General features: G+C 58.8%; 18 protein-coding genes. 10 read left to right on the forward strand and 8 right to left on the reverse strand.

Annotation, left to right across the window (positions count from 1 at the left end):
- The 3 genes from glmS to ABJP42_RS19860 are packed head-to-tail and all read left to right on the forward strand — an operon-like array spanning position 1 to position 3,151.
- Positions 1–1,824, forward strand: a complete 1,824-nt coding sequence (gene glmS / locus ABJP42_RS19850; RefSeq protein WP_348343540.1) for a glutamine--fructose-6-phosphate transaminase (isomerizing) — start codon at positions 1–3, stop codon at positions 1,822–1,824.
- Between the two features lie 59 nt (positions 1,825–1,883).
- The gene (locus ABJP42_RS19855) at positions 1,884–2,369 is read left to right on the forward strand and encodes a DUF2569 domain-containing protein (RefSeq protein WP_348343541.1); all 486 of its coding nucleotides are present in this window, start codon (positions 1,884–1,886) and stop codon (positions 2,367–2,369) included.
- A 20-nt stretch (positions 2,370–2,389) separates the two neighbouring features.
- Positions 2,390–3,151 carry a DNA alkylation repair protein gene (locus ABJP42_RS19860; RefSeq protein WP_348343543.1) on the forward strand — a complete coding sequence of 254 codons (762 nt, stop codon included), beginning with the start codon at positions 2,390–2,392 and terminating at the stop codon, positions 3,149–3,151.
- 21 nt (positions 3,152–3,172) lie between these two features.
- Here ABJP42_RS19860 and ABJP42_RS19865 read toward each other — a convergent pair whose 3' ends face one another.
- Positions 3,173–3,688, reverse strand: coding sequence for a hypothetical protein (locus ABJP42_RS19865; RefSeq protein ID WP_348343545.1), 516 nt, complete (start codon positions 3,686–3,688; stop codon positions 3,173–3,175).
- A gap of 92 nt (positions 3,689–3,780) precedes the next feature.
- On the opposite strand from ABJP42_RS19865, the gene moaA reads away from it, so the two are divergent.
- Genes moaA through ABJP42_RS19880 form a run of 3 tightly spaced genes read left to right on the forward strand, consistent with a single transcriptional unit; the run spans position 3,781 to position 7,166 of the window.
- Positions 3,781–4,791, forward strand: a complete 1,011-nt coding sequence (moaA, locus tag ABJP42_RS19870; RefSeq protein ID WP_348343547.1) for a GTP 3',8-cyclase MoaA — start codon at positions 3,781–3,783, stop codon at positions 4,789–4,791.
- A 10-nt stretch (positions 4,792–4,801) separates the two neighbouring features.
- Complete coding sequence (locus ABJP42_RS19875) at positions 4,802–6,130, forward strand: 3-deoxy-D-manno-octulosonic acid transferase (RefSeq protein ID WP_348343549.1); 1,329 nt, start codon at positions 4,802–4,804, stop codon at positions 6,128–6,130.
- Positions 6,123–7,166: a glycosyltransferase family 4 protein gene (locus tag ABJP42_RS19880; protein WP_348343551.1), complete on the forward strand. Its 1,044-nt coding sequence runs from the start codon at positions 6,123–6,125 to the stop codon at positions 7,164–7,166. Before ABJP42_RS19875 ends, ABJP42_RS19880 begins: the two co-directional genes overlap by 8 nt.
- 80 nt (positions 7,167–7,246) lie before the next feature.
- Here the strand turns inward: ABJP42_RS19880 and ABJP42_RS19885 are convergent, their stop codons facing one another.
- The 6 genes from ABJP42_RS19885 to ABJP42_RS19910 form a co-directional block, all read right to left on the reverse strand.
- Positions 7,247–8,410 (reverse strand): M20 aminoacylase family protein, encoded by a 1,164-nt coding sequence (locus ABJP42_RS19885; RefSeq protein ID WP_348343553.1) that lies wholly within the window; start codon positions 8,408–8,410, stop codon positions 7,247–7,249.
- Positions 8,411–8,526: 116 nt separating this feature from the next.
- Positions 8,527–9,696 (reverse strand): M20 aminoacylase family protein, encoded by a 1,170-nt coding sequence (locus ABJP42_RS19890; RefSeq protein ID WP_348343555.1) that lies wholly within the window; start codon positions 9,694–9,696, stop codon positions 8,527–8,529.
- A gap of 23 nt (positions 9,697–9,719) precedes the next feature.
- The gene (locus ABJP42_RS19895; RefSeq protein ID WP_348343557.1) at positions 9,720–10,886 is read right to left on the reverse strand and encodes a M20 aminoacylase family protein; all 1,167 of its coding nucleotides are present in this window, start codon (positions 10,884–10,886) and stop codon (positions 9,720–9,722) included.
- Between the two features lie 66 nt (positions 10,887–10,952).
- Positions 10,953–11,423, reverse strand: a complete 471-nt coding sequence (locus ABJP42_RS19900; protein WP_348343559.1) for a MarR family winged helix-turn-helix transcriptional regulator — start codon at positions 11,421–11,423, stop codon at positions 10,953–10,955.
- A 50-nt stretch (positions 11,424–11,473) separates the two neighbouring features.
- Complete coding sequence (gene argE / locus ABJP42_RS19905) at positions 11,474–12,640, reverse strand: acetylornithine deacetylase (protein ID WP_348343561.1); 1,167 nt, start codon at positions 12,638–12,640, stop codon at positions 11,474–11,476.
- A gap of 4 nt (positions 12,641–12,644) precedes the next feature.
- Positions 12,645–14,465: an ABC transporter ATP-binding protein gene (locus ABJP42_RS19910; RefSeq protein ID WP_348343563.1), complete on the reverse strand. Its 1,821-nt coding sequence runs from the start codon at positions 14,463–14,465 to the stop codon at positions 12,645–12,647.
- Positions 14,466–14,808: 343 nt separating this feature from the next.
- Between ABJP42_RS19910 and ABJP42_RS19915 the strand changes: the two genes are divergently transcribed.
- The 4 genes from ABJP42_RS19915 (at position 14,809) to ABJP42_RS19930 (ending at position 19,921) form a co-directional block, all read left to right on the forward strand.
- Positions 14,809–16,509: a peptide ABC transporter substrate-binding protein gene (locus tag ABJP42_RS19915; RefSeq protein WP_348343565.1), complete on the forward strand. Its 1,701-nt coding sequence runs from the start codon at positions 14,809–14,811 to the stop codon at positions 16,507–16,509.
- Between the two features lie 160 nt (positions 16,510–16,669).
- Positions 16,670–17,677 carry an ABC transporter permease gene (locus tag ABJP42_RS19920; protein ID WP_348343567.1) on the forward strand — a complete coding sequence of 336 codons (1,008 nt, stop codon included), beginning with the start codon at positions 16,670–16,672 and terminating at the stop codon, positions 17,675–17,677.
- Positions 17,670–18,581: an ABC transporter permease gene (locus ABJP42_RS19925; protein ID WP_348343569.1), complete on the forward strand. Its 912-nt coding sequence runs from the start codon at positions 17,670–17,672 to the stop codon at positions 18,579–18,581. Before ABJP42_RS19920 ends, ABJP42_RS19925 begins: the two co-directional genes overlap by 8 nt.
- A 254-nt stretch (positions 18,582–18,835) precedes the next feature.
- On the forward strand, positions 18,836–19,921 hold the full coding sequence (locus ABJP42_RS19930) for a YeeE/YedE family protein (protein WP_348343571.1): 1,086 nt from the start codon (positions 18,836–18,838) through the stop codon (positions 19,919–19,921).
- Here the strand turns inward: ABJP42_RS19930 and ABJP42_RS19935 are convergent.
- A partial coding sequence (locus tag ABJP42_RS19935) for a DUF3422 family protein (protein ID WP_348343573.1) occupies positions 19,857–20,394 on the reverse strand: 538 nt, incomplete at its 5' end. The genes ABJP42_RS19930 and ABJP42_RS19935 overlap by 65 nt on opposite strands.

Consider the following 20,394-nt stretch of genomic DNA (forward strand, 5'->3'; position numbering starts at 1 on the left):
ATGTGTGGTATCGTAGGCGTCCTTGGCAACCATGAAGCGGCTCCTATTCTGGTGGAGGCACTGAAGCGGCTGGAGTATCGCGGCTATGACAGCGCCGGGATTGCAACCATCAACAAAGGCAAGCTGGATCGGCGACGCGCCCTGGGCAAACTGGTCAACCTGAGCGATCTTTTGGTGCATGACCCGCTTCCCGGAAAATCCGGCATCGGCCATACCCGTTGGGCCACCCACGGGGTGCCCTCGGTCGGCAATGCCCATCCCCATCGCGCTGGCGCTGTGGCGGTTGTGCACAATGGTATCATCGAAAACTACCGCGAGCTGCGGGCAGAGCTGGCCGAGTTCGGCATCGAGTTTCAGACCGAAACCGACACCGAGACCATCGCCCTGCTCACCCAGCGCTATATGGCCGAAGGGGCTTCGCCGGTTGAGGCGGCAGACAAGACCCTTGACCGTCTGGAGGGTGCCTTTGCGCTGGCCTTCCTGTTTGACGGTGAAGAAGACCTGATGATCGCCGCCCGCAAAGGCTCACCGCTCGCCGTAGGACACGGCGATGGGGAAATGTTTGTTGGCAGTGACGCCATTGCCCTGGCACCGCTCACCGATCGTGTCACCTATCTGGAAGAGGGCGACCGGGTCTATCTGACCCGCACCAGCGTTGAGATCCGCGATGCCCAAGGCGCCTTGGCCAATCGGGCGATGAAGACCATCCAGATTGATGTCTCGCAGGTCGATAAGGCCGGCCACAAACACTACATGGCGAAGGAAATCGCCGAGCAGCCCACGGTGATTGCCGAGGCGATCCGCCATTATCTGCCGGTGGGTGAAGACGCGGTGCATCTGCCTGGTGAAAGCATTGATTTTTCTAAGATCGAACGCCTGACCATGGTGGCCTGCGGCACCGCATTCTATGCCTGCCTCACCGCTAAATACTGGTTCGAGCAGATCGCCCGCATCCCGGTCGAGGTCGATATCGCCTCTGAATTCCGCTACCGCGAGCCGCCCATTCCCGGCAAAACTGCTGCGCTGTTTGTCTCCCAATCCGGAGAGACCGCCGATACCCTGGCCGCGCTGCGTTACTGTGAGGGCAAGGCCGACAAGATCCTGTCGGTGGTCAATGTGCCGGAAAGCTCTATTGCGCGCGAAAGCGATCTGGCGCTTCCCATTCATGCAGGCGTCGAGATCGGCGTGGCCTCGACCAAGGCCTTTACCTGCCAGCTGAGCGTGCTCTTGATGCTGGCCCTGAAGGCCGCCACGGATCGCGGTGAAATCTCTGCCGAAGATCTGCAGGCGCATATCTCTGCCCTGCGCGGATTGCCCAATGTGCTGGCCGCCGGGCTGGAGCAGAACGAGACCATCCGTCAGGCGGCACAAAAGCTGAGCGAAGCCCGAGATGTCTTGTTCCTGGGCCGCGGGCTGATGTTCCCGCTGGCGCTGGAAGGCGCGCTGAAACTCAAGGAAATCAGCTATATCCATGCCGAAGCCTATGCTTCAGGAGAGCTGAAGCACGGCCCCATCGCGCTGATCGACAAACAGATGCCAGTGGTGGTTTTTGCACCCAAGGACGGTCTTTTTGACAAATCCGTTTCCAATATGCAGGAAGTCATGGCGCGCAAGGGCAAGGTGCTGTTGATCTCGGATGCAGCTGGGCTAGAGGACGGCGGCGAAGGCACCTGGGAAACGATCCAGATGCCACAGGTGCACGACGCCCTGACGCCAATCCTATACGCGCTGCCGGCTCAGATGCTGGCCTATCATACGGCGGTGGCCAAAGGCACCGATGTGGATCAGCCACGCAACCTGGCCAAATCCGTGACGGTGGAGTAGATGACTTCGCCGTAGGTTGATTGCATGACCTGCAACCATCACATTTAAGGGTATCGCTTTTGGATTCTGAAAACTTGGCGCCAGAGCCGCAAAAATTCGGCGGCTGGCTTATTCTTGTTGGAATTGGCGTCGTGGTGACCCCCTTTTCCTTTCTGATTTCTCTAGTCCCCTTGTATCGAACGCTGTTCCAAGAGGGAGCTTGGCAGCTTCTGGCCTCTCCATCCAGTGACTTCTATAATCCTCTTTTATCATCCATCCTGGTTGGAGAGATGGTCATCAATGCCTGTCTGCTTCTCGCCAGCGTCATGATCCTGGTGAAGTTCTTTGCGAAAAGTCGCTTGTTTCCAAAGCTCTATATCGCCATGGCGATTTTGACACTTTGCTTCATTGTGGCCGATGCGGCTGCAGTTAAGATGGTCGTACCCGAGGAACCGATGTTTGATGAACAGACGGTGAAGGAGCTTGTCAGATCATTGGTTGTGGTTTTGATCTGGTGTCCATACATGCTGATCTCAGAGCGGGTGAAAGCCACTTTTACTCTCTAGCCTTTCGAAAGAGACAGCCAATGACCCTTGAAGATGCCCTGAATGAACTGAATGCCGCTTTTGAGCCTGGTCGCGCCGAACAGATGGTGAGCTACCACAAACAAAAGCGTATCGTTTTGGGCATCCCCAACACCGCCATCAATGACATCACAAAGGGCTGGCGCAAATCGCTGAGCCTGGAAGAACGTGTCACCCTGGCGGATGAGTTGTGGAAAAGCGATGTCTTTGAAGCGCGGATCGCCGCCGCCAAGCTGCTGACCCAGGCGCGCATCAAAGAGGACGGCGCAGTTTGGGAATTGCTGCAAAGCTGGCTACCGGATTTTGACAGCTGGGCCATTGCCGATCACGCCTGCATGGCGATGCAGAAACGACTGGTGGCAGATCCCTCTCGTCTCGATGAGGTTGATGCCTGGACCACGGCTGAACACATGTGGACCCGCCGCGCGGCCCTGGTGGCCTGCCTGCCCTGGGCCAAGCTCAACAATCTCAAACCCGAAGATCAGGCCCGCCGCGATCGTATCTTAGGCTGGGCCACCTCTTATGTGCCCGACCGCAATTGGTTTTTGCAAAAAGCCATCGCCTGGTGGGTGCGCGACCTTAGCAAACATGACGCCGAGGCAAGCCGCGATTTCCTTGTTGCCCATGGCGCTGGAATGAAACCCTTTGCCCGAAAGGAAGCCGCCAAATACCTCAAAGAGCCGGTTGAATACCCGGATCTGGTCAGCGCTGCCGCCCCACAGGAGGCCGAAGCCGAGGCATCCTCACCAGATGAGGACGTATAGGGCAGCCCTTCCGGCGAGCAGTTAGCCCGCTGGCAGAACTTCAACTTCGACCAATTCGGTCAGGGGCGCCTCAAGGGCGCGCATGGCAGCAATTGACAGACGTCCGCTGCCCTCTGCTGCGGCGGGTTTCAGGGTCACGGTAACCTCCTGGCCGGAAGAGCTGCGCAGTTTCGCCTGCTGTTCGGTTGTGACCAAAGAGGTCTCCATCCACATGCCGCCGATCGCCGGATCCCCCAGCGAGGCCACGGTTGTTGCCCGCCCCTGAAAGCCTGCAACAGGCGCGCCGGAGTTTGATGGCAGAGTGCTGGAGGAGACCGCCGCCGGATCCTCCACCAGCCCGGCCTGTGCAATCGACTCGTCCGTTGGAATGGCCGAAAGTGGCGCACCGGGATCAATCGCCGCGGCCTGATCTGCACCTGTCGCGGCGCCGCCCAGAATGTCAGAGTTCCATTTCAGCGAGTTGCACCCGGTGAGCAGAACCAGGGGCAGGATCACAGGTAAGATCGCGGGGACAAAGGTCAATTTCGTCTGTTTCATGAACTCAGCCTAGCCATGACATCACGGCTTTGCCAGCATCAAAACACAGTCTGTCCTTGCCCTAGGCGGGGGAGCGCCTTAGCTATGATGCCATGAGTGCTCCATTGATTGATCCCTTCGCACGCGCCATCACCTATCTGCGCGTTTCGGTCACCGACCGCTGTGATTTCCGCTGCGTCTATTGCATGTCGGAAAACATGACCTTTCTGCCCAAGAAAGAGCTGCTGACCCTGGAGGAACTGGACCGCCTCTGTTCCAGTTTCATCAAACTGGGGGTACAAAAACTACGCATCACTGGCGGCGAACCTCTGGTGCGCCGGGGCATCATGACCTTCTTTGAAGGCATGACCCGCCATCTCGAAAGTGGCGCGCTCAAGGAGCTAACCCTCACCACCAATGGTTCGCAACTGGAGAAATACGCTGGGGCGCTTTATGCCGCCGGAGTGCGCCGGGTGAATATCTCGCTGGATACGCTGGACGAGGATAAATTCGCCAAGGTCACCCGCTGGGGCCGCCTGCCGCAGGTTCTGCGCGGTATAGAAGCCGCGCAAAAGGCCGGGCTGCGGGTTAAACTTAACGCCGTTGCCTTGAAAGATTTCAACGAAGCTGAGCTGCCTGCCATCACCCGCTGGTGCGCCGAACAGGATCTGGACCTCACCTGGATTGAAGTCATGCCGATGGGCGAGGACATGGGTGATGAAAACCGCATTGGTCAGTTCTGGTCGCTCAAAGACGTGCGGGCTGAATATGAAAATCATTACACTGTCAGTGACTTGGCAGAACGCTCCGGTGGACCGGCCCGCTATGTGCGGCTCGAAGAGACTGGCCAGAAGATCGGCTTTATCACGCCGCTTAGCCATAATTTCTGCGAGAGCTGCAACCGGGTGCGGATCACCTGCACCGGTGAAATCTATACCTGCCTCGGACAGGAAGGCTCTGCCGATCTGCGGGCGCCCCTGCGGGCCAGCGAGGAGGGCTCCGCGGTGCTCGAAGATGCTATTCGCGCCGCCATTGGTGACAAGCCCAGGGGTCATGATTTTGACTACTCTCGCCAGGAAGTGGGCGGGACGATGTCGCGCCACATGAGCCATACCGGCGGTTAAGCGAAACGTGATGACCAGACCCGAACAAACAGCAACGCCGACGCTGCTGTTTTACAGCTATCGCGCCCTGACCGCGCTGCTGGCGCCCATTGCCTTTCGCAAAGTTGCCGCAAAACTATCCGCCCATGGCATCCCGGAGACCCGCCAGCGTGAACGGCTTGGCCATGCCAGCCTGCCCCGGCCCGAGATGGCCGCGGAGAGCCCGTTGATCTGGTTTCATGGCGCTTCTGTTGGCGAAAGCCTTGCAGCCATCACCCTGATGAACCGGTTGTCCACCCGCCTGCCCGCAGCCCGTTTTCTGCTGACCTCGGGTACGGCGACTTCGGCAGCGATGGCCGACAAACGCCTGCCTACCTGTGCCCAGCACCAGTTTGCGCCGTTGGACAGTTCCGGTGCCGTCGCCCGGTTTCTCGACCATTGGCGGCCCGATGCCGGGGTTTTTGTCGAAAGCGAGTTGTGGCCGGTGACCCTGTCCGCCGCAAAGGCGCGCGGTACCCGGCTGGCGCTGGTCAATGCCCGGCTGTCCGCCCGGTCGGTTGCAAGCTGGCGCAAAAAACTGCCGACAGCGCGCTACATCATGGGGCTGTTTGACCTCCTGCTGACCCAGAACACATCCGTGGCTAAGGACCTGGTGTTGCTTGGCGCGGATCCGGCAAAGGTCCTGCCCAGTGGAAACCTCAAGGCCGGCGCCGCCGCCCTGCCGCAGGATCCCAACCTTACTTCCGAGATGCGCGCCGCCCTAGGCACCCGCCCCCTCTGGATTGCCAGCTCCACCCATCAGGGCGAGGAAGAGATCATCCTTGCCGCGCACAAATCCCTGCTGGTGGATCATCCCGACCTCTGTCTGCTGCTGGCCCCACGCCACCCGGAACGCGCCAGTGAGATTGCGGATCTGATCACCAAGACCGATCTGACCCAGGCCCGCCGCGGCCGGGGTCAAGCTCCGACGCCAGACTGCCAGGTATACCTTGCCGATACGTTGGGGGAGTTGGGCACATGGTATGCGCTCTCACCGATTGTCTTTCTGGGCGGTTCGCTCTTGCCCATCGGCGGTCACAATCCCTTTGAGGTAGCGCAATCCGGGGCCGCAGTTCTGACAGGACCGGGCTATAGCAATTTCAGTGAGACCTTCCCGCCAATGATCAAAACCGGGGGCGCCTGTGAAGTTCACACTGCCGCCGATCTGGCGCAGGCGGTGGATTTGTGGCTGACCCAGCCTGACCAGCTGCAAAAGGCCCGCGATGAGGCCCGCGCCTATGTGGAGCAGCAGGCCGGCCAGCTGGATGCGATGGTCGACCACCTGATCAATTACCTTTGCCTGAAAGAGACGGATGACTGAGCTTTACGTCACCAATTTCAACAAGAACTTCACCGGTGTCTCCGCCACCGCTGCCAATGTGTTGCGTCAGCAAGTTGCCCTGCACAACGTAAAACTGGTGGGCCGCCCCCTGCCCGGCTGCCCCGCTCCGATTGCACTGAAAACCGCACGCAGCCTGTCGGCGACGCCCCCAAAGGGCAAGCTCTTTGCCATCTGGCACGTGCGCCGCAACACGGAAATGCGCGCCGCCCTCTGGTCGCGCGATGTTCTGCGCCTGCCAATCCGCATTGTCTTTACCTCGGCAGCGCAACGGCGCCATTCCGCCCTGCCGCGCTGGCTGATTTCGCGGATGGACGCCATTGTCGCCACCACTGAAGAAGCCGCCAGTTTTGTGCCCCATGTGCGCGCGGTGGTGCCCCATGGGGTCGATACCGATACTTTTTCCCCGGCAAGCAACCGGCAGCAGGCCTGGCAGGCGCTTGGCTATGGTGGAGCACTGGGCATTGCCTGCATAGGCCGCATCCGCCCGGAAAAAGGCACCGATCTGTTTGTCGAGGCGATGCTGCGCCTGCTGCCGCAGCTGCCCGGCGCCAAAGCGCTGGTGCTGGGACGGGCCGCGCGGGAACATCAGGGTTTCCTCAAGGGGTTGAAAGACCGCATTGCCGCTGCAGGTCTGGCGGACCGCATCCTGTTTCCCGGCGAGGTGCCGGCCGCAGATTTGCCCGCCATACTGCGAGGGTTGTCCCTGGTGATGCAACTGCCGCGGTATGAAGGCTACGGAATGGTCCCCCTGGAAGGCATGGCCAGCGCCGTGCCCTTTGTTGGTTCTGAGGCCGGGTATTACCGTTCCTTTGCCGCCAAGGGCACTACGGGCCGGGTTGTGCCGCTCGAGGCCCCAGAGGAGGCCGCGACAGCCGCTCTCGCCTTGTTGCAAGACCCACAACAGCATCAGGCTATGTGCAAGAAAGCCCGCGAGGTGGCAGTTGAAAGCTTTAGCGCTGCCCGCGAGGCGCAGGGCATCGAAGCCGTCTATCAAGAGCTCTGGGCCAAGGGCTGAGCCGGGTTCTCCCTTCCCAGACAGCAAAAGGCCCGACAGATGCCGGGCCTTTCCTAGTTCAGAGATGACTATCCGCCAGATCAGGCTGCAGGCATGCGCTTTTCAACAATACCGGCCCACCAGCTACAGCCAGCAGGGATGGCTTCGTCGTTGAAGTTATATTCGGGGTGGTGCACCGAGGCGCTGTCCCCATTGCCGACCAGAATATAGGCGCCCGGACGCTCTTCCAGCATGAAGGCAAAATCCTCGCCGCCCATCACCAGAGGCGCCTCATCGCAGCTACCAGCGATATCTGTGGCCACTTTGGCGGCAAACTCGGTCTGCTCCGGGTGGTTGACCATCACCGGGTAACCTCGGTGGTAGGTCACATCGGCAGTACCGCCAAAGGTGGCAGCAACACCGGCGCAGATCTCTTTGATGCGCTTTTCTGCCAGATCGCGGATCTCGTTGGACATGGTCCGCACGGTGCCTTTGATCTGCACCCGCTGAGGGATGACGTTGAAGGCTTTGGAGGACGTCTCGAACGAGGTGACGGAGACCACGATCTGCTCAACCGGGTCAGAGTTACGCGAAGCAATGGTCTGTAGTGCCAGAACCGCCTGGGCCGACATCACAGTGGTATCCACGGTTTCCTGCGGCTTGGCGGCGTGACCGCCCCGACCTTCAAAGGTGATATCGAACTGATCTGTGGCGGCAAAGAAAGCACCGGAGCGAATAGCAAATGTGCCGGTTTCTTCGCCCGGCCAGTTGTGCATGCCATAGACTTCCTGAACGCCCCAGCGATCCATCATGCCATCGTCACACATTTCCTTGCCGCCGCCGCCGCCTTCTTCGGCGGGTTGGAAAATCAGCACGGCAGTACCGTCAAAGTTCCGGGTTTCCGACAGGTATTTGGCAGCGCCCAGCAGCATGGCTGTATGGCCGTCGTGGCCGCAGGCATGCATGGCATTAGGCGTTTTGGAGGCATAGTCCAGACCAGTGGCCTCGTGGATCGGCAGCGCGTCCATATCGGCGCGTAACCCGATGACCTTACCTGCTGTATCAGTCTTGCCTTTGATTACGCCGACAACGCCAGTGCGGCCAATGCCGGTGACGATTTCGTCACAGCCAAATGCCTTCAGTTTTTCCGCCACCAGTGCCGAGGTGCGGTGGGTTTCAAACAGGATTTCAGGGTTCTCGTGAATATCACGACGCCACTCGGTGATCTCTTTTTGCAATTCGGCAAAGCGGTTCTTGACCGGCATGGAAACTCTCCTTGGTTTTTGATCTCCCGGAACTCTGCCCGGGTTGATTTGAATGGGGTACCTTGGCCAGCGGGCTGGCCTGGGGTTGAACGGAAGGGGTGCAGCGATGGGCGGCGTTACGCCACCGGCATCCGCTGTTCGATCATTTCGGCAAACCAGCTGATGCCGGTGGGGATTGCCTCATCATTGAAATCATACTCTGGGTGATGCAAGCCAGCAGAAGGACCATTGCCCAGACGGATCATCGCTCCGGGGCGTTCCTCCAGCATGAAAGAGAAATCTTCGCCGCCCATGGCCAGAGGCACCTCTTCACAAGCGCCTGCGCCAGAGACGGTTTCAGCCGCCACACGGGCAAAATCTGCCGCAGCAGCATCATTCACAGTCACCGGCACGCCAAGGTGAAAGGACAGATCCGCAGTGCCGCCAAAGGTCTGCGCGATGCCATCAACGATGGCCTGCAGCCGCTCTGGGATCAGCGCCCGCACTTCAGGCGAATGGGTGCGCACGGTGCCGCGGACTTCGGCGCGATCGGGGATCACATTGAAAGCCTTGGACGAGGTTTCTGCCGAGGTTACCGACAGCACCCCCTGCAGCACCGGGTCCACATTGCGCGACATCACGGTTTGCAGGGCGCAGATGATATGGGACATCATAACGGTGGTATCGACGGTCTCCTGTGGCTTGGCCGCATGGCCGCCACGCCCTTGCAGAATCAGGGTGAATTCATCCACCGAGGCCAGGATCGGGCCGGGGCGGATGGCGAATTTGCCCAATTCCAGACCCGGCGCATTGTGGATGGCATAGACCTCATCAATGCCAAAGCGTTCCATCATGCCATCCTTGCACATGGCCTCGGCACCATTGCCCCCTTCTTCGGCGGGTTGAAAGATCACCACGGCGGTGCCATCAAAATTGCGGGTCTCAGCCAGGTACTTGGCGGCCCCCAGCAACATCGCAGTATGACCATCATGGCCGCAGGCATGCATGGCATCCGGTGTTTTGGAGGCATGTTCCAACCCAGTTTGCTCCTGCATTGGCAGCGCATCCATATCGGCGCGCAAGCCGATGGCCCGCCCAGCCGTATCACTGCGCCCCCGGATCACTGCCACAACACCGGTGCGGCCAATGCCGGTCACCACCTCATCGCAGCCAAAGCTTTGCAGCTTTTCCGCGACCAGCGCCGAGGTGCGGTGAGTCTCATAGAGGATCTCGGGGTTTTCATGAATGTCGCGGCGCCAGGCGGTCACCTCGTCATGCAGGTCTGCAATTCGGTTTTTTACTGGCATCGCGCGCGTCCTTTTCTCTCGTTTTAAACTGCTGGCATTCGTCGCTCGACGAGCTCGGCAAACCAGCTACAGCCCAATGGAATGGCTTCGTCGTCAAAGACATAGGCCGGGTGATGGCACATGGGCGTATCCCCATTGCCAAGGAAGATATAGGCGCCTGGACGCTCTTCGAGCATATAGGCAAAATCCTCGGAGGGCATAATTGGCGGGGTGTCTTCGTCCACCGCAGTGCCAACGGCCCGGGCGGCCTCGATCGCATAGCCGGTCTCGGTTTCTGTGTTGATGGTCACAGGGTACCCTGGTGTCCAGATGACCTCGGCCGTTGCACCAAAAGCTTCGGCCGTGCTGGTGGCCACCCGGCGCACCCAGTCTTCGGCCTGGGCGCGATACTCGGTATCCAGGGTGCGCACGGTGCCTTCAAGCTTTGCGGTATGGGCAATCACATTGGAGGCTGTGCTGTCGGTTTGAAACGTCCCCACCGTGAGCACCACCCGTTTGACCGGATCGATGTTGCGCGCCACGATGGAATTGAGTGAGACAACGATCTGCGAGGCCACCAGCGTAGTGTCGATGGAATCATGAGGCGCTGCCGCATGGCCACCCTTGCCGGTCACCTGGATCTCAAACTCATCCGAAGAGGCCAGCAGGGCACCGGGACGAATGGCAAATTCGCCAACCGCACCGCCGGGCATATTGTGCAACCCGTAGACCTCCTGTATGCCCCAACGCTCCATCAACCCGTCCTGACACATGGCCAGAGCACCAGCGCCGCCTTCTTCGGCCGGTTGGAAGATCAGCACGACCTTGCCGTCAAAATTGCGGGTCTCTGCCAGATATTTTGCCGCGCCCAACAAGATAGCGGTATGACCATCGTGACCACAGGCATGCATCACGCCGGGTGTTTTGGAGGCATAGTCCACGCCGGAGGCCTCGTGGATTGGCAGCGCATCCATATCGGCGCGCAGGCCTATGACGCGACCAGAGGTATTGGTTTTGCCCTCAATCACAGCGACAACGCCAGTTCTGCCAATCCCCGGCGTCACATCTGTAACGCCAAAGCCCTTTAGCTTTTCCTGAACAAAAGCCGCCGTTTTGTGAACTTCATACATCAGTTCGGGATTTTCGTGCAGGTGGCGCCGCCAGGCGGTGATCTCTTGCTGCATCTCTGCAAAGCGATTCTTAATGGGCACGGGTGCAATTCCTCTCATTTGAGATGATTGGTACGAAAATTAAAATGCCTTGTCCATGCCCCAGGCCTAGCCCATTGACAGATCAGGTCCCTGGGCAGTCAGAAATGTGACCAGTTTTTCTTGCAAAATGGAGATATCTGAATCGCCCAGATCGCCAACAATTTCAGCACGCACCGCAGAGAGCCGGGATTTGACGTCTGCAATATAGGCCAGACCAGGGGGCGTCAGAGACAGGCGAACCGTGCGCCTGTCCTCGTCGCAGCGTTCGCGCAGAACCAACCCGTGATCCTCCAGCTTGTCGACATAACGCCCCAGTGTGGCGTCATTGATGGCCAGGATAGCGCCATAGGTGTTCTGCACCAATTCGGGCTTGCGATGGATCATGCCCAGCACGCTGAGGTGCCCTGCCGAAAGGGAGGCCTCTTTGCCGATGGCTTCCACATGTTGCGCGATCATCCGACCCGCAATCTGCATCAGAACCGCAAAGTCGATCTCCTCATAGATCCCCTTGGGAAGATCGCTTTCACTCTTCAACATCGACACCTTTCACTTGGACTTTGGGCGGGACAACAGGCGCAAGCCTGACATCATACGTCCAGACGCGCCACCAGGTCTTTCATAAATTCATGGCCCGCATTGAACTGTGCCACGGTGATGAACTCGTTTGGCTGATGCGCCTGGGCGATGTCGCCAGGCCCGCAGATCACCGCAGAGTAACCTGCTGCCTGGAATTGCCCGGCCTCAGTTCCGTAACTCACCACATGGGTGCCATTGTCACCGGTCAGGCTACGTACCAGAGATTCGGCCTCGCCTGCATCTTCGGGGACCAGAGCAGGAACGTCAAAGCCCTTGCTGATCTTGATGCGGGCCTCTGGGTGAATGGCCTGCATCTCTGCCTCAACGTCAAGCGCCTGTTGACGGTAGGCGGCTTCCCAATCCGAAGCCTGCTCGCCAGGGACAACCCGGAAATCCATCATAAATTCGCAGTCTTTGGCGGTGATGTTGTGGGCGGTGCCGCCAGAGATCATCCCCACATGACAGGTGGTAAAGGGCGGATTGAACAGCGACTGCATAGCGCCCGGTTCCTTGGCCATGTTTTCCGCATTGCGGGCATTGGCCCAATCGATCAGCCGCGCACCCTGCATGATAGCACTGACGCCAGTATGCATCAGGGAGCTGTGCACCTCAAACCCCACCATATGGGTCCGAAACCCGGTGCCACCCTTATGTCCGGTTACCGCTTCCATCATCGAGGGTTCGCCAACGATAACTGCCGTGCCTTTGGGCAGCAGTGGCTGCATGGCTTCGATCATCGGCGGTGCGCCGGTGCAGCCGATTTCCTCATCAAAGCTGAGCGCCAATTGCAGGGGTCGTTTGACCCCGCGATGGTGCGCATCAACCAAGGCCCAGATCGCCAGGGCATCAAAGCCCTTCATATCACAGGTGCCACGGCCAAAATACTTGCCGTCCCGTTCCACCACGGTAAAGGGATCCGTGTCCCAGGGCTGGCCATCAATCGGCACAACATCCGTATGGCCCGAAAGCACAACCGCGCCTTCGACCTCGGGACCGACATGGGCAAAAACCGCTGCTTTATGAGGCTGGTCAGGGTCAACCCAGCGATGCGAGGTGATGCCCTGCCCCTCCAGGTAGCCCTGCACCCAGTCCACAAGCGGCAGATTGCTGTCGCGGCTCACCGTTGGGAAAGCCACGAGATGCTCCATGATCTGGAGCGGCGTCAAAACTTCTGCCATGGGATCAATACCCGCTGTCAGTTGTCAGAACAAAATGCCCCGGTTCCACCTCAAGATACTGCGAAGGCTCGGGCTGGTAGTCGAGCCCGTGGATCGGCGATGGGATTGGTTTGAAGTTCAGATCCTTTTCGCTCTTGCGACGATGCGGATCGGCGATGGGAACCGCCTTCATCAGCGCCTGGGTATAGGCGTGTTGTGGGTTTTCAAAGACGCGGGCACGAGGGCCCAATTCAACGATTCGGCCCAGATACATCACGCCGACCTGGTGACTGACTCGTTCCACCACGGCCATATCATGGCTGATGAACAGGAAAGACAGTCCAAGGTCTGCCTGTAATTCCATCATCAAGTTCAAAACTTGAGCTTGTACAGAAACATCCAGTGCCGAGACCGCCTCGTCTGCGACGATCAATTTAGGGTTCAACGCCAGGGCGCGGGCAATAGCGATTCTCTGACGCTGGCCACCAGACATCTCATGCGGGTAGCGGCGCATGAAGCTGCGCGGCAGCTGCACCCGGTCAAACAGATTGGCCACGCGGTCCTGCAGTTCCGAGCCAGAGGCCAACCCATAGTTGCGCAGCGGTTCCGCCACCTGATCCAGCAACTGCATCTGCGGATTAAGCGAGGCAAAGGGATCCTGAAAGATCATTTGCATGTCCTGACGGACCCGATGCAGATCCTTGTGTTTCAACCCCATGACATCGCAGCAATCAAATTCAACCTTGCCGGACTGCGGCTCGACCAAACGCAGGATCGACCGGCCGGCGGTGGATTTTCCGCAGCCCGATTCGCCGACCAGCGACAGGGTTTGGCCCTTGAAAACCTTGAAGGAGACATCCTCGACCGCGTGCACATTGGCCACGGTGCGGCGCAGAATGCCACCTTTAACAGGGAACCGCGTGGTCAGGTTTTCCACATTCAGCAGCACCTCATCAGTGCCTTTGATCGGCTCAATCTTCTGACCGTCCACGCCCATCAATTTCATCGGTTCAGGATAGTCCTTGCCCCGCATCTCGCCCAGCTTTGGCACTGCTGCCAGCAGCGCCTTGGTGTAGTCATGCTGCGGGTTATCAAAGATCTCCTGGACGGTGCCCTCTTCGACCTTGTTGCCGCGGAACATGACCACAACGCGATCAGCCATCTGCGCCACCACGGCCATGTCATGGGTGATGAACATCACTGCAGTACCGGTTTCGCGCTTGAGCCGATCCATCAGCGCCAGAATCTCTGCCTGGATGGTCACATCCAGCGCCGTTGTCGGCTCATCTGCGATCAGCAGGCGGGGCTCGCAAGCCATGGCCATAGCGATCACCACCCGCTGGCGCATACCGCCAGAAAGCTCATGCGGGTATTGCTTCATGCGGCGCTCAGGCTCAGGAATACGCACCTCGCGCAGCAGTTCCAAGGCCCGGGCATCCGCCGCGGCCTGGTTCATATTCTTATGGACCCGCAGCCCTTCGGTGAGCTGGCGCCCGACAGTGAACACCGGGTTCAAGGCCGTCATCGGCTCCTGAAAAATCATGCCGATTTCATTGCCGCGAATGTCTTTCATCTGCTCACCCGGCGCCTTGGCCAGATCCAGATTGCCACTCTCGCGGCTGTCAAACACCAGCGCACCGCTGGTGATTTCACCGCCGCCAAATTCCACCAGCCGCATCAGCGACAGCGAAGAGACGGATTTTCCCGATCCCGACTCCCCCACCACACAGACGGTTTCGCCAGGATTCACATCAAAAGAGACATCCTTGACGCCAACCACCGGGCCGTCTTTTGTTTGAAATTCTACGCGCAGATTTTTGATGGACGCGATTGCATTGTCCAGCATGGTGGGTCCCCTTGGTTCTTCTTCTTTTTGGCCTCGCACAGCATGCAAGCCCCGCTTTTGCAGCGGATAACACAATTCGCCTCAACAATACTCATGCAAATATTGCATAGGCAAATCCAAAATTCGGATTTGCATTTTTTTGGAAACTGGTTTTCGATACGGCCAGTATCTGCATTTGGGGGTTGGTCGTATACCGACGAAAGATCTTGAAAAATTTCGATCTTTCAATTTGTCCCAGGCCAACTTAGGCAGAACGACATCGTATCCGCAGTTTTGCGGCAAAAAGCTGGACCTCGATGTCCAGCGCAAAAAGACACGTAATGTGTTCGACAAGGAGAGTGTAATGAAACTCAAAACCCTCTTGATGGGTGCCATCGCCTCGGCAGCCTTCGCTCCGGCAGCATTTGCCGAGCGTGGCTCTGACGGCCAGGTCAATATCATCTATTGGCAAGCGCCATCGATTATGAACCCCTTCCTGTCCGGCGGCACTAAAGATGTAGAAGCTGCCTCGTTGGTGATCGAGCCTCTGGCCCGTTACAACCAAGTTGGCGAAATGGTGCCTTTCCTGGCGGCTGAAATTCCAACAGTTGAAAATGGCGGCGTCAGCGAAGACCTGACCTCCATCACTTGGAAAATCGCCCCCGGCATCAAATGGTCCGATGGCAGCCCTTTCACCTCTGCTGATGTGAAATTCACTGCTGACTACTGCATGGATCCCGAAGGCGGCTGTGCCCAGGTCACCAAATTCGAAGGTGTCACCTCGGTTGAAGCCCTGGACGATCTGACTGTCAAAGTCACCTTCGGCCAGCCGACTCCCTTCCCGTATGGCCCCTTTGTTGGCGGCGAAAGCCCCATCATCCAGGCGGCTCAGTTTGCAGACTGCATGGGCGCCAAGGCACCTGAGTGCACCGAGGCCACCTTTGGCCCCATCGGCACCGGTCCTTTTGTCGTCGAAGAGTTCAAGCCCAACGACGTTATCACCATGATGGCGAACGACAACTACCGTGACCCGGCCAAGCCTGCCTTTGCCAAGGTCCTGTTCAAAGGTGGCGGCGACGCAACCGCTGCGGGTCGTGCGGTTATGGAAACCGGCGAGTTTGACTACGCCTGGAACCTGCAGCTTGCTCCCGAAGTCATCGCTCAGATGGAATCGGCTGGCAAAGGTACGCCTGTAGCTGGCTTTGGCCCGCTGGTTGAGCGCATCATGCTGAACAACACCAACCCTGATCCGGCGCTTGGCCCTGATGAGCGTTCGGTGATCCGTCCGCACCCATTCTTGGGCGATCCTGCTGTTTACAAAGCAATGTCGCTGGCGATTGACCGTCCTCTGCTGGTCGAAATCGGCTATGGCAAAGCGGGTAAAGTCACCTGTAACTGGATCCCAGCGCCTGCCGCTGTGAATTCTGACACCTTCACTTGTGACAAGCAGGACATCGCCGCAGCGAACGCGATGCTGGACGAAGCGGGCTACAAAGACACCAATGGTGACGGCGTACGCGAAACCCCCGCTGGTGTTCCGATGAAGATCCTGTACCAGACCTCGACCAATGCCGTGCGTCAGGATTTCCAGGCTCTGATCAAACAGTGGTGGAGCGAAATTGGTATCGAATCCGAACTGCGTAACCTCAGCGGTTCCGTGTTCTTTGGTGGTGATCCCGGTTCGCCAGACACTTTCCAGAAGTTCTATGCTGACGTTGAAATGTATGCCAATACCTTCAACGGCACCGACCCTCAGTCCTACCTGGCCAATGGTCTGTGCGACAAAGCACCTTCGCCTGCGTCCCAGTGGCAGGGTGAGAACATCTCGCGCTTCTGTAACGAAGAGTTCGACAAGCTGCACGCTGAGCTGACAACCACAGCCGGTGCTGAAGCCCGTGCCGAAATCTCCAAGCGTCTCAATGACCTGATCGTTGAAAACGGTGGCATGATCCCACTGGTTCACCGTGGCCGTCTCTCCGCTCATGCCAACTCCCTGGGTGGCGTTGTGCTGAACGTTTGGGACAGCGAACTGTGGAACATTGCTGACTGGCACCGCATCAAGTAAGCGGCGCTAGCCTAAACGAGGCCCCGGTGAAATCACCGGGGCCTCTTGCCATTTGCGGCGCGTTCCGTTCTATCGCCGCACACACTGGTACAGCAGCAGCCAATCGGGCTGACACGCAAAGCCAGGTCAACAATAACACATTGCAAAAGGCGCACGCTCCATGCTGACCTTTACAATCAGGCGGCTGGTCCTGTCGGTTCCGACACTGCTGTTCATCAGCCTCGTGATTTTCCTGCTGCTCGAACTCGCCCCTGGCGATCCGATGGCACAGGTCCCCCTGACAGTCCCCCCTGAAGTCAAAGAAAAAATGCGCGAGGCCCTGGGCCTTGGCCAACCCGCCCCAATCCGATTCTGGAAATGGCTGGTTCAGTTCTTCTGGATTGAACCCCAGGTTCTGATCGACCATTATTTTGGCACCACCTTTTCGCAGGGTGATCTGCGTGTCATCTCCTGGCAGACCCGTTCGCCAGTGATGGATATCGTCATTCAGCGGATGCCTCAGACCCTTTGGGTTGTTGGCACAGCCTATGTGGTTGCCATCTTTATCGCCCTGCCGATCGGCATCTACTCGGCCTACCGTCAGTATAGCTGGTTTGATCAGCTCGGGACTTTTGTGTCGATGGTCGGCTTTTCTGTACCGCCCTTCTTCTCAGGGGTTTTGGTGATCGTGATCTTCTCGGTGCAGCTCGGCTGGTTCCCTTCGATCTATGACACCACCCATGTGGTCGATAGCTGGGACAGCTTTGTCTATCAGCTGAAGCAGATGATCATGCCGGTTATGGTTCTGGCGCTGCAGATCACCGCGCAGCTCAGCCGCTTCATGCGTGCCTCGATGCTGGATAACCTCAATCAGGACTATGTGCGGACCGCCCGCGCCAAGGGCCTCAGCGAATATGTTGTGGTCATGGTGCATGTGTTGCGCAACTCGATGATCCCGGTTGTCACGGTGATTGCCCTGGGCATCCCCTCAATCTTTGGCGGCGCCATCATCACCGAACAGGTGTTCAAGGTGAATGGCATCGGCCAGTTGTTGATTGGTGCCATCCAGGCCAATGACCTGCCCATGGTGCAGACGCTGACCTTTATCTTTGCCATCCTCATCGTGCTGTTCAATCTGATCGCCGATGTTCTCTACGGCATCCTAGACCCGAGGATCCGCTATGACTGAGCTTAGCAATCCCGTCCCCAGCAAACCGCCACGCAGCCAGTGGCTTGATGTCTGGGACCAATTCAAATCGCACCGCGGCGCTCTGATGGGGGGGATCCTGTTCCTGCTTATCGTGGCATCGGTCTATCTGGGGCCTCTGCTTTGGGACATCGAAGCAACCCATATCGACATCCGCTCGCGTAATCAGGGTCCCAGCTGGGCGCATCCCTTTGGCACTGACCAGCTGGGCCGCGATATGATGGCGCGGATGATGGCCGGTGGTTCGACCTCTGTCTCGGTTGGCCTCACTGCTATGGCGCTGGCGCTGTTCCTCGGCTCCTTCATTGGCGTTGTCGCAGGGTTCTTCAAACGGCTCGACGGGCCTTTGATGCGCCTGACCGATCTGTTCCTGGCGCTGCCTTTGTTGCCGCTGCTTCTGGTAATGATGCTCCTGTTCCGCGAGCCGCTGAATGCGGCCTTTGGACCAGAGCAGGGGATCTTTATCCTGATTGTCTGCGCCATCGGGGTGACCTCCTGGATGCCGACAGCGCGGATCGTGCGCGGCGATGTTCTGGCAATCAAGGAGCGCGAGTTTGTTCTGGCGGCCCGCTCCATCGGCACCTCGAACAAGGGTCTGATCACCCGGCATATCCTGCCCAACGTGCTGTCGCCCATCATGGTCTCGGCCACCCTGGGTATTGCCACGGCGATTATCACCGAAAGCTCGCTCTCTTTCCTCGGCCTCGGCTTCCCGCCGGATTTCCCAACCTGGGGCCGGTTGCTGTTTGATGCCACCGACTACCTGCAGCAACACCCCGAGCGTGTCTTCTGGCCCGGCATGGCGATCTCGCTGACCGTGCTGAGCGTCAACTACCTTGGTGATGGGCTGCGCGATGCGCTGGATCCGCGGATTCGCGGCCGCTAAGGCAATGCTCTGTCTCAGCCCCAATCGCTGAGACATATTCAAATAAGAACATAACATTTGGCCGCTCCCTCGGGGCGGCCACATTGTTTTTGCTACCTCTTACCTTTACAGAACAGCGTCCTGCGGACCGCATCTGGCGCAAAACAACGTTCCCCGAAGTTGCCTGAGCACCAATCGAATTCCCCTTGTGTGGCAAAAGATTCGGTCTCATTTCGGGAAATCATTCCAATCCGCTCCAATCATGGGAGAGAGCGATGTTCGAAACACTTGGCTTTGAAGAGATCGGCCCGCGCGCGGTGTCCCTGTATTTCGCCCTCGCCTTGGGCTTGGGCTTTGGCATCCTGGCACAGCTCACTCGGTTTTGCTTTCGCCGTGCACTGATTGGTGAGGACCGCCGTCAGGCGGCCGGGATCTGGGCCTTGGCTCTGGCTGTCTCTGTTCTAGGCACCCAAGCGGCCGTGCTGCAGGGCTGGATCAGTTTTGAGGGCCACCGTCTGCTGGCTGCAGACCTGCCTGTGCTGGCCATCCTGGCGGGCGGGGTAATGTTTGGTATCGGCATGGTGCTGACTCGTGGCTGTATTTCCCGCCTCACGGTACTGAGCGGCACTGGCAATTTGAGGGCTCTCCTTTGCATCCTAGTGTTTGCGATTGTGGCCCATGCCACCCTCAAGGGCGTACTGGCGCCGCTGCGCGGCCTGCTGAGCGGCTATACCCTGCCTCTGGGCGACTATGCGACACTTGCAGCGCTCCCCGGTGGGGCAGCGTTCTGGAGCACTGTCATCGCCCTCCCAGCGCTCTGGCTGGCGCTGCGGTCCCAAAACTCTGGCCCTGCTCTGCTGGGCGGCGCGCTGATCGGCGCGCTGGTGCCATTGGCCTGGGTCACCACTGGCTATGTGCTGTTTGACGAATTTGACCCCATCGCCATGGAAAACCTGTCTTTCACCGCGCCGATGTCGGAAGGGCTGTTCTATGTGATCGCCTCCAGCGCTCTGCCTGCGGGATTTGGTCCTGGCCTGATCGGCGGCGTTTTGGCGGGAGCAGTAGTGTCTGCGCTGCTGCGCCGTGAGTTCCACTGGCAGAGCTTTGAAACCCCACGTCAAACCGGGCGCTACTTGCTTGGTGCCAGCCTGATGGGCTTTGGCAGCGTGCTGGCCGGCGGCTGTACCCTTGGCGCAGGCCTCGCTGGAATTTCAACCCTCGGCGTCGCGGCACCGCTGGCGCTGGCTTCAATTGCTTTGGGCGGTTTCCTCGCCCATTCCCTGCTGGGAGAAGCGGTTATTGCAGCTTCTTCTTCACCCGCTGCACCGCAAGCCAGACCAGCCCAACAACCGGCAGAGTGATCATGGCTGTCATCATCCCCTTGCTTTGGCCCAGAGCCTGCGCGAGGGGGTAAAGCAGATAAGAGGCCAGCGAGACCGCATAGTAGCTGATCGCCACCACCGACAGGCCTTCCACGGTATGTTGCAGCCGCAACGCCTGATCGGCGCGGCGGTCCATACTGGCCAATAGCGCCTGATTTTGCCCGCTACGCTCCACATCGACGCGGGTTCTGAGCAGCTCACCACCCCGTCGCGCCCGATCTGCCAGGGTGGCGATGCGTTTCTCTGTAGATTTCACCGTGCGCATCGCAGGCTCGTAGCGACGCAGCATGAACTCCGAAAACATCTGAAAACCACCAAACCGCGCCTCGCGCAGCAGTGTGATCCGTTGATTGACCAGCGCCTCATAGGCGCCGGTAGCGCCAAAGCGAAAGGCCGACCGCGCCGCCATGGCCTCCAGCTCAGCCGAGACGGTCAGGAGCTGCGTCAGCGTC

The organism is Pseudophaeobacter sp., assembly GCF_039971195.1.
Lineage (GTDB): Bacteria > Pseudomonadota > Alphaproteobacteria > Rhodobacterales > Rhodobacteraceae > Pseudophaeobacter.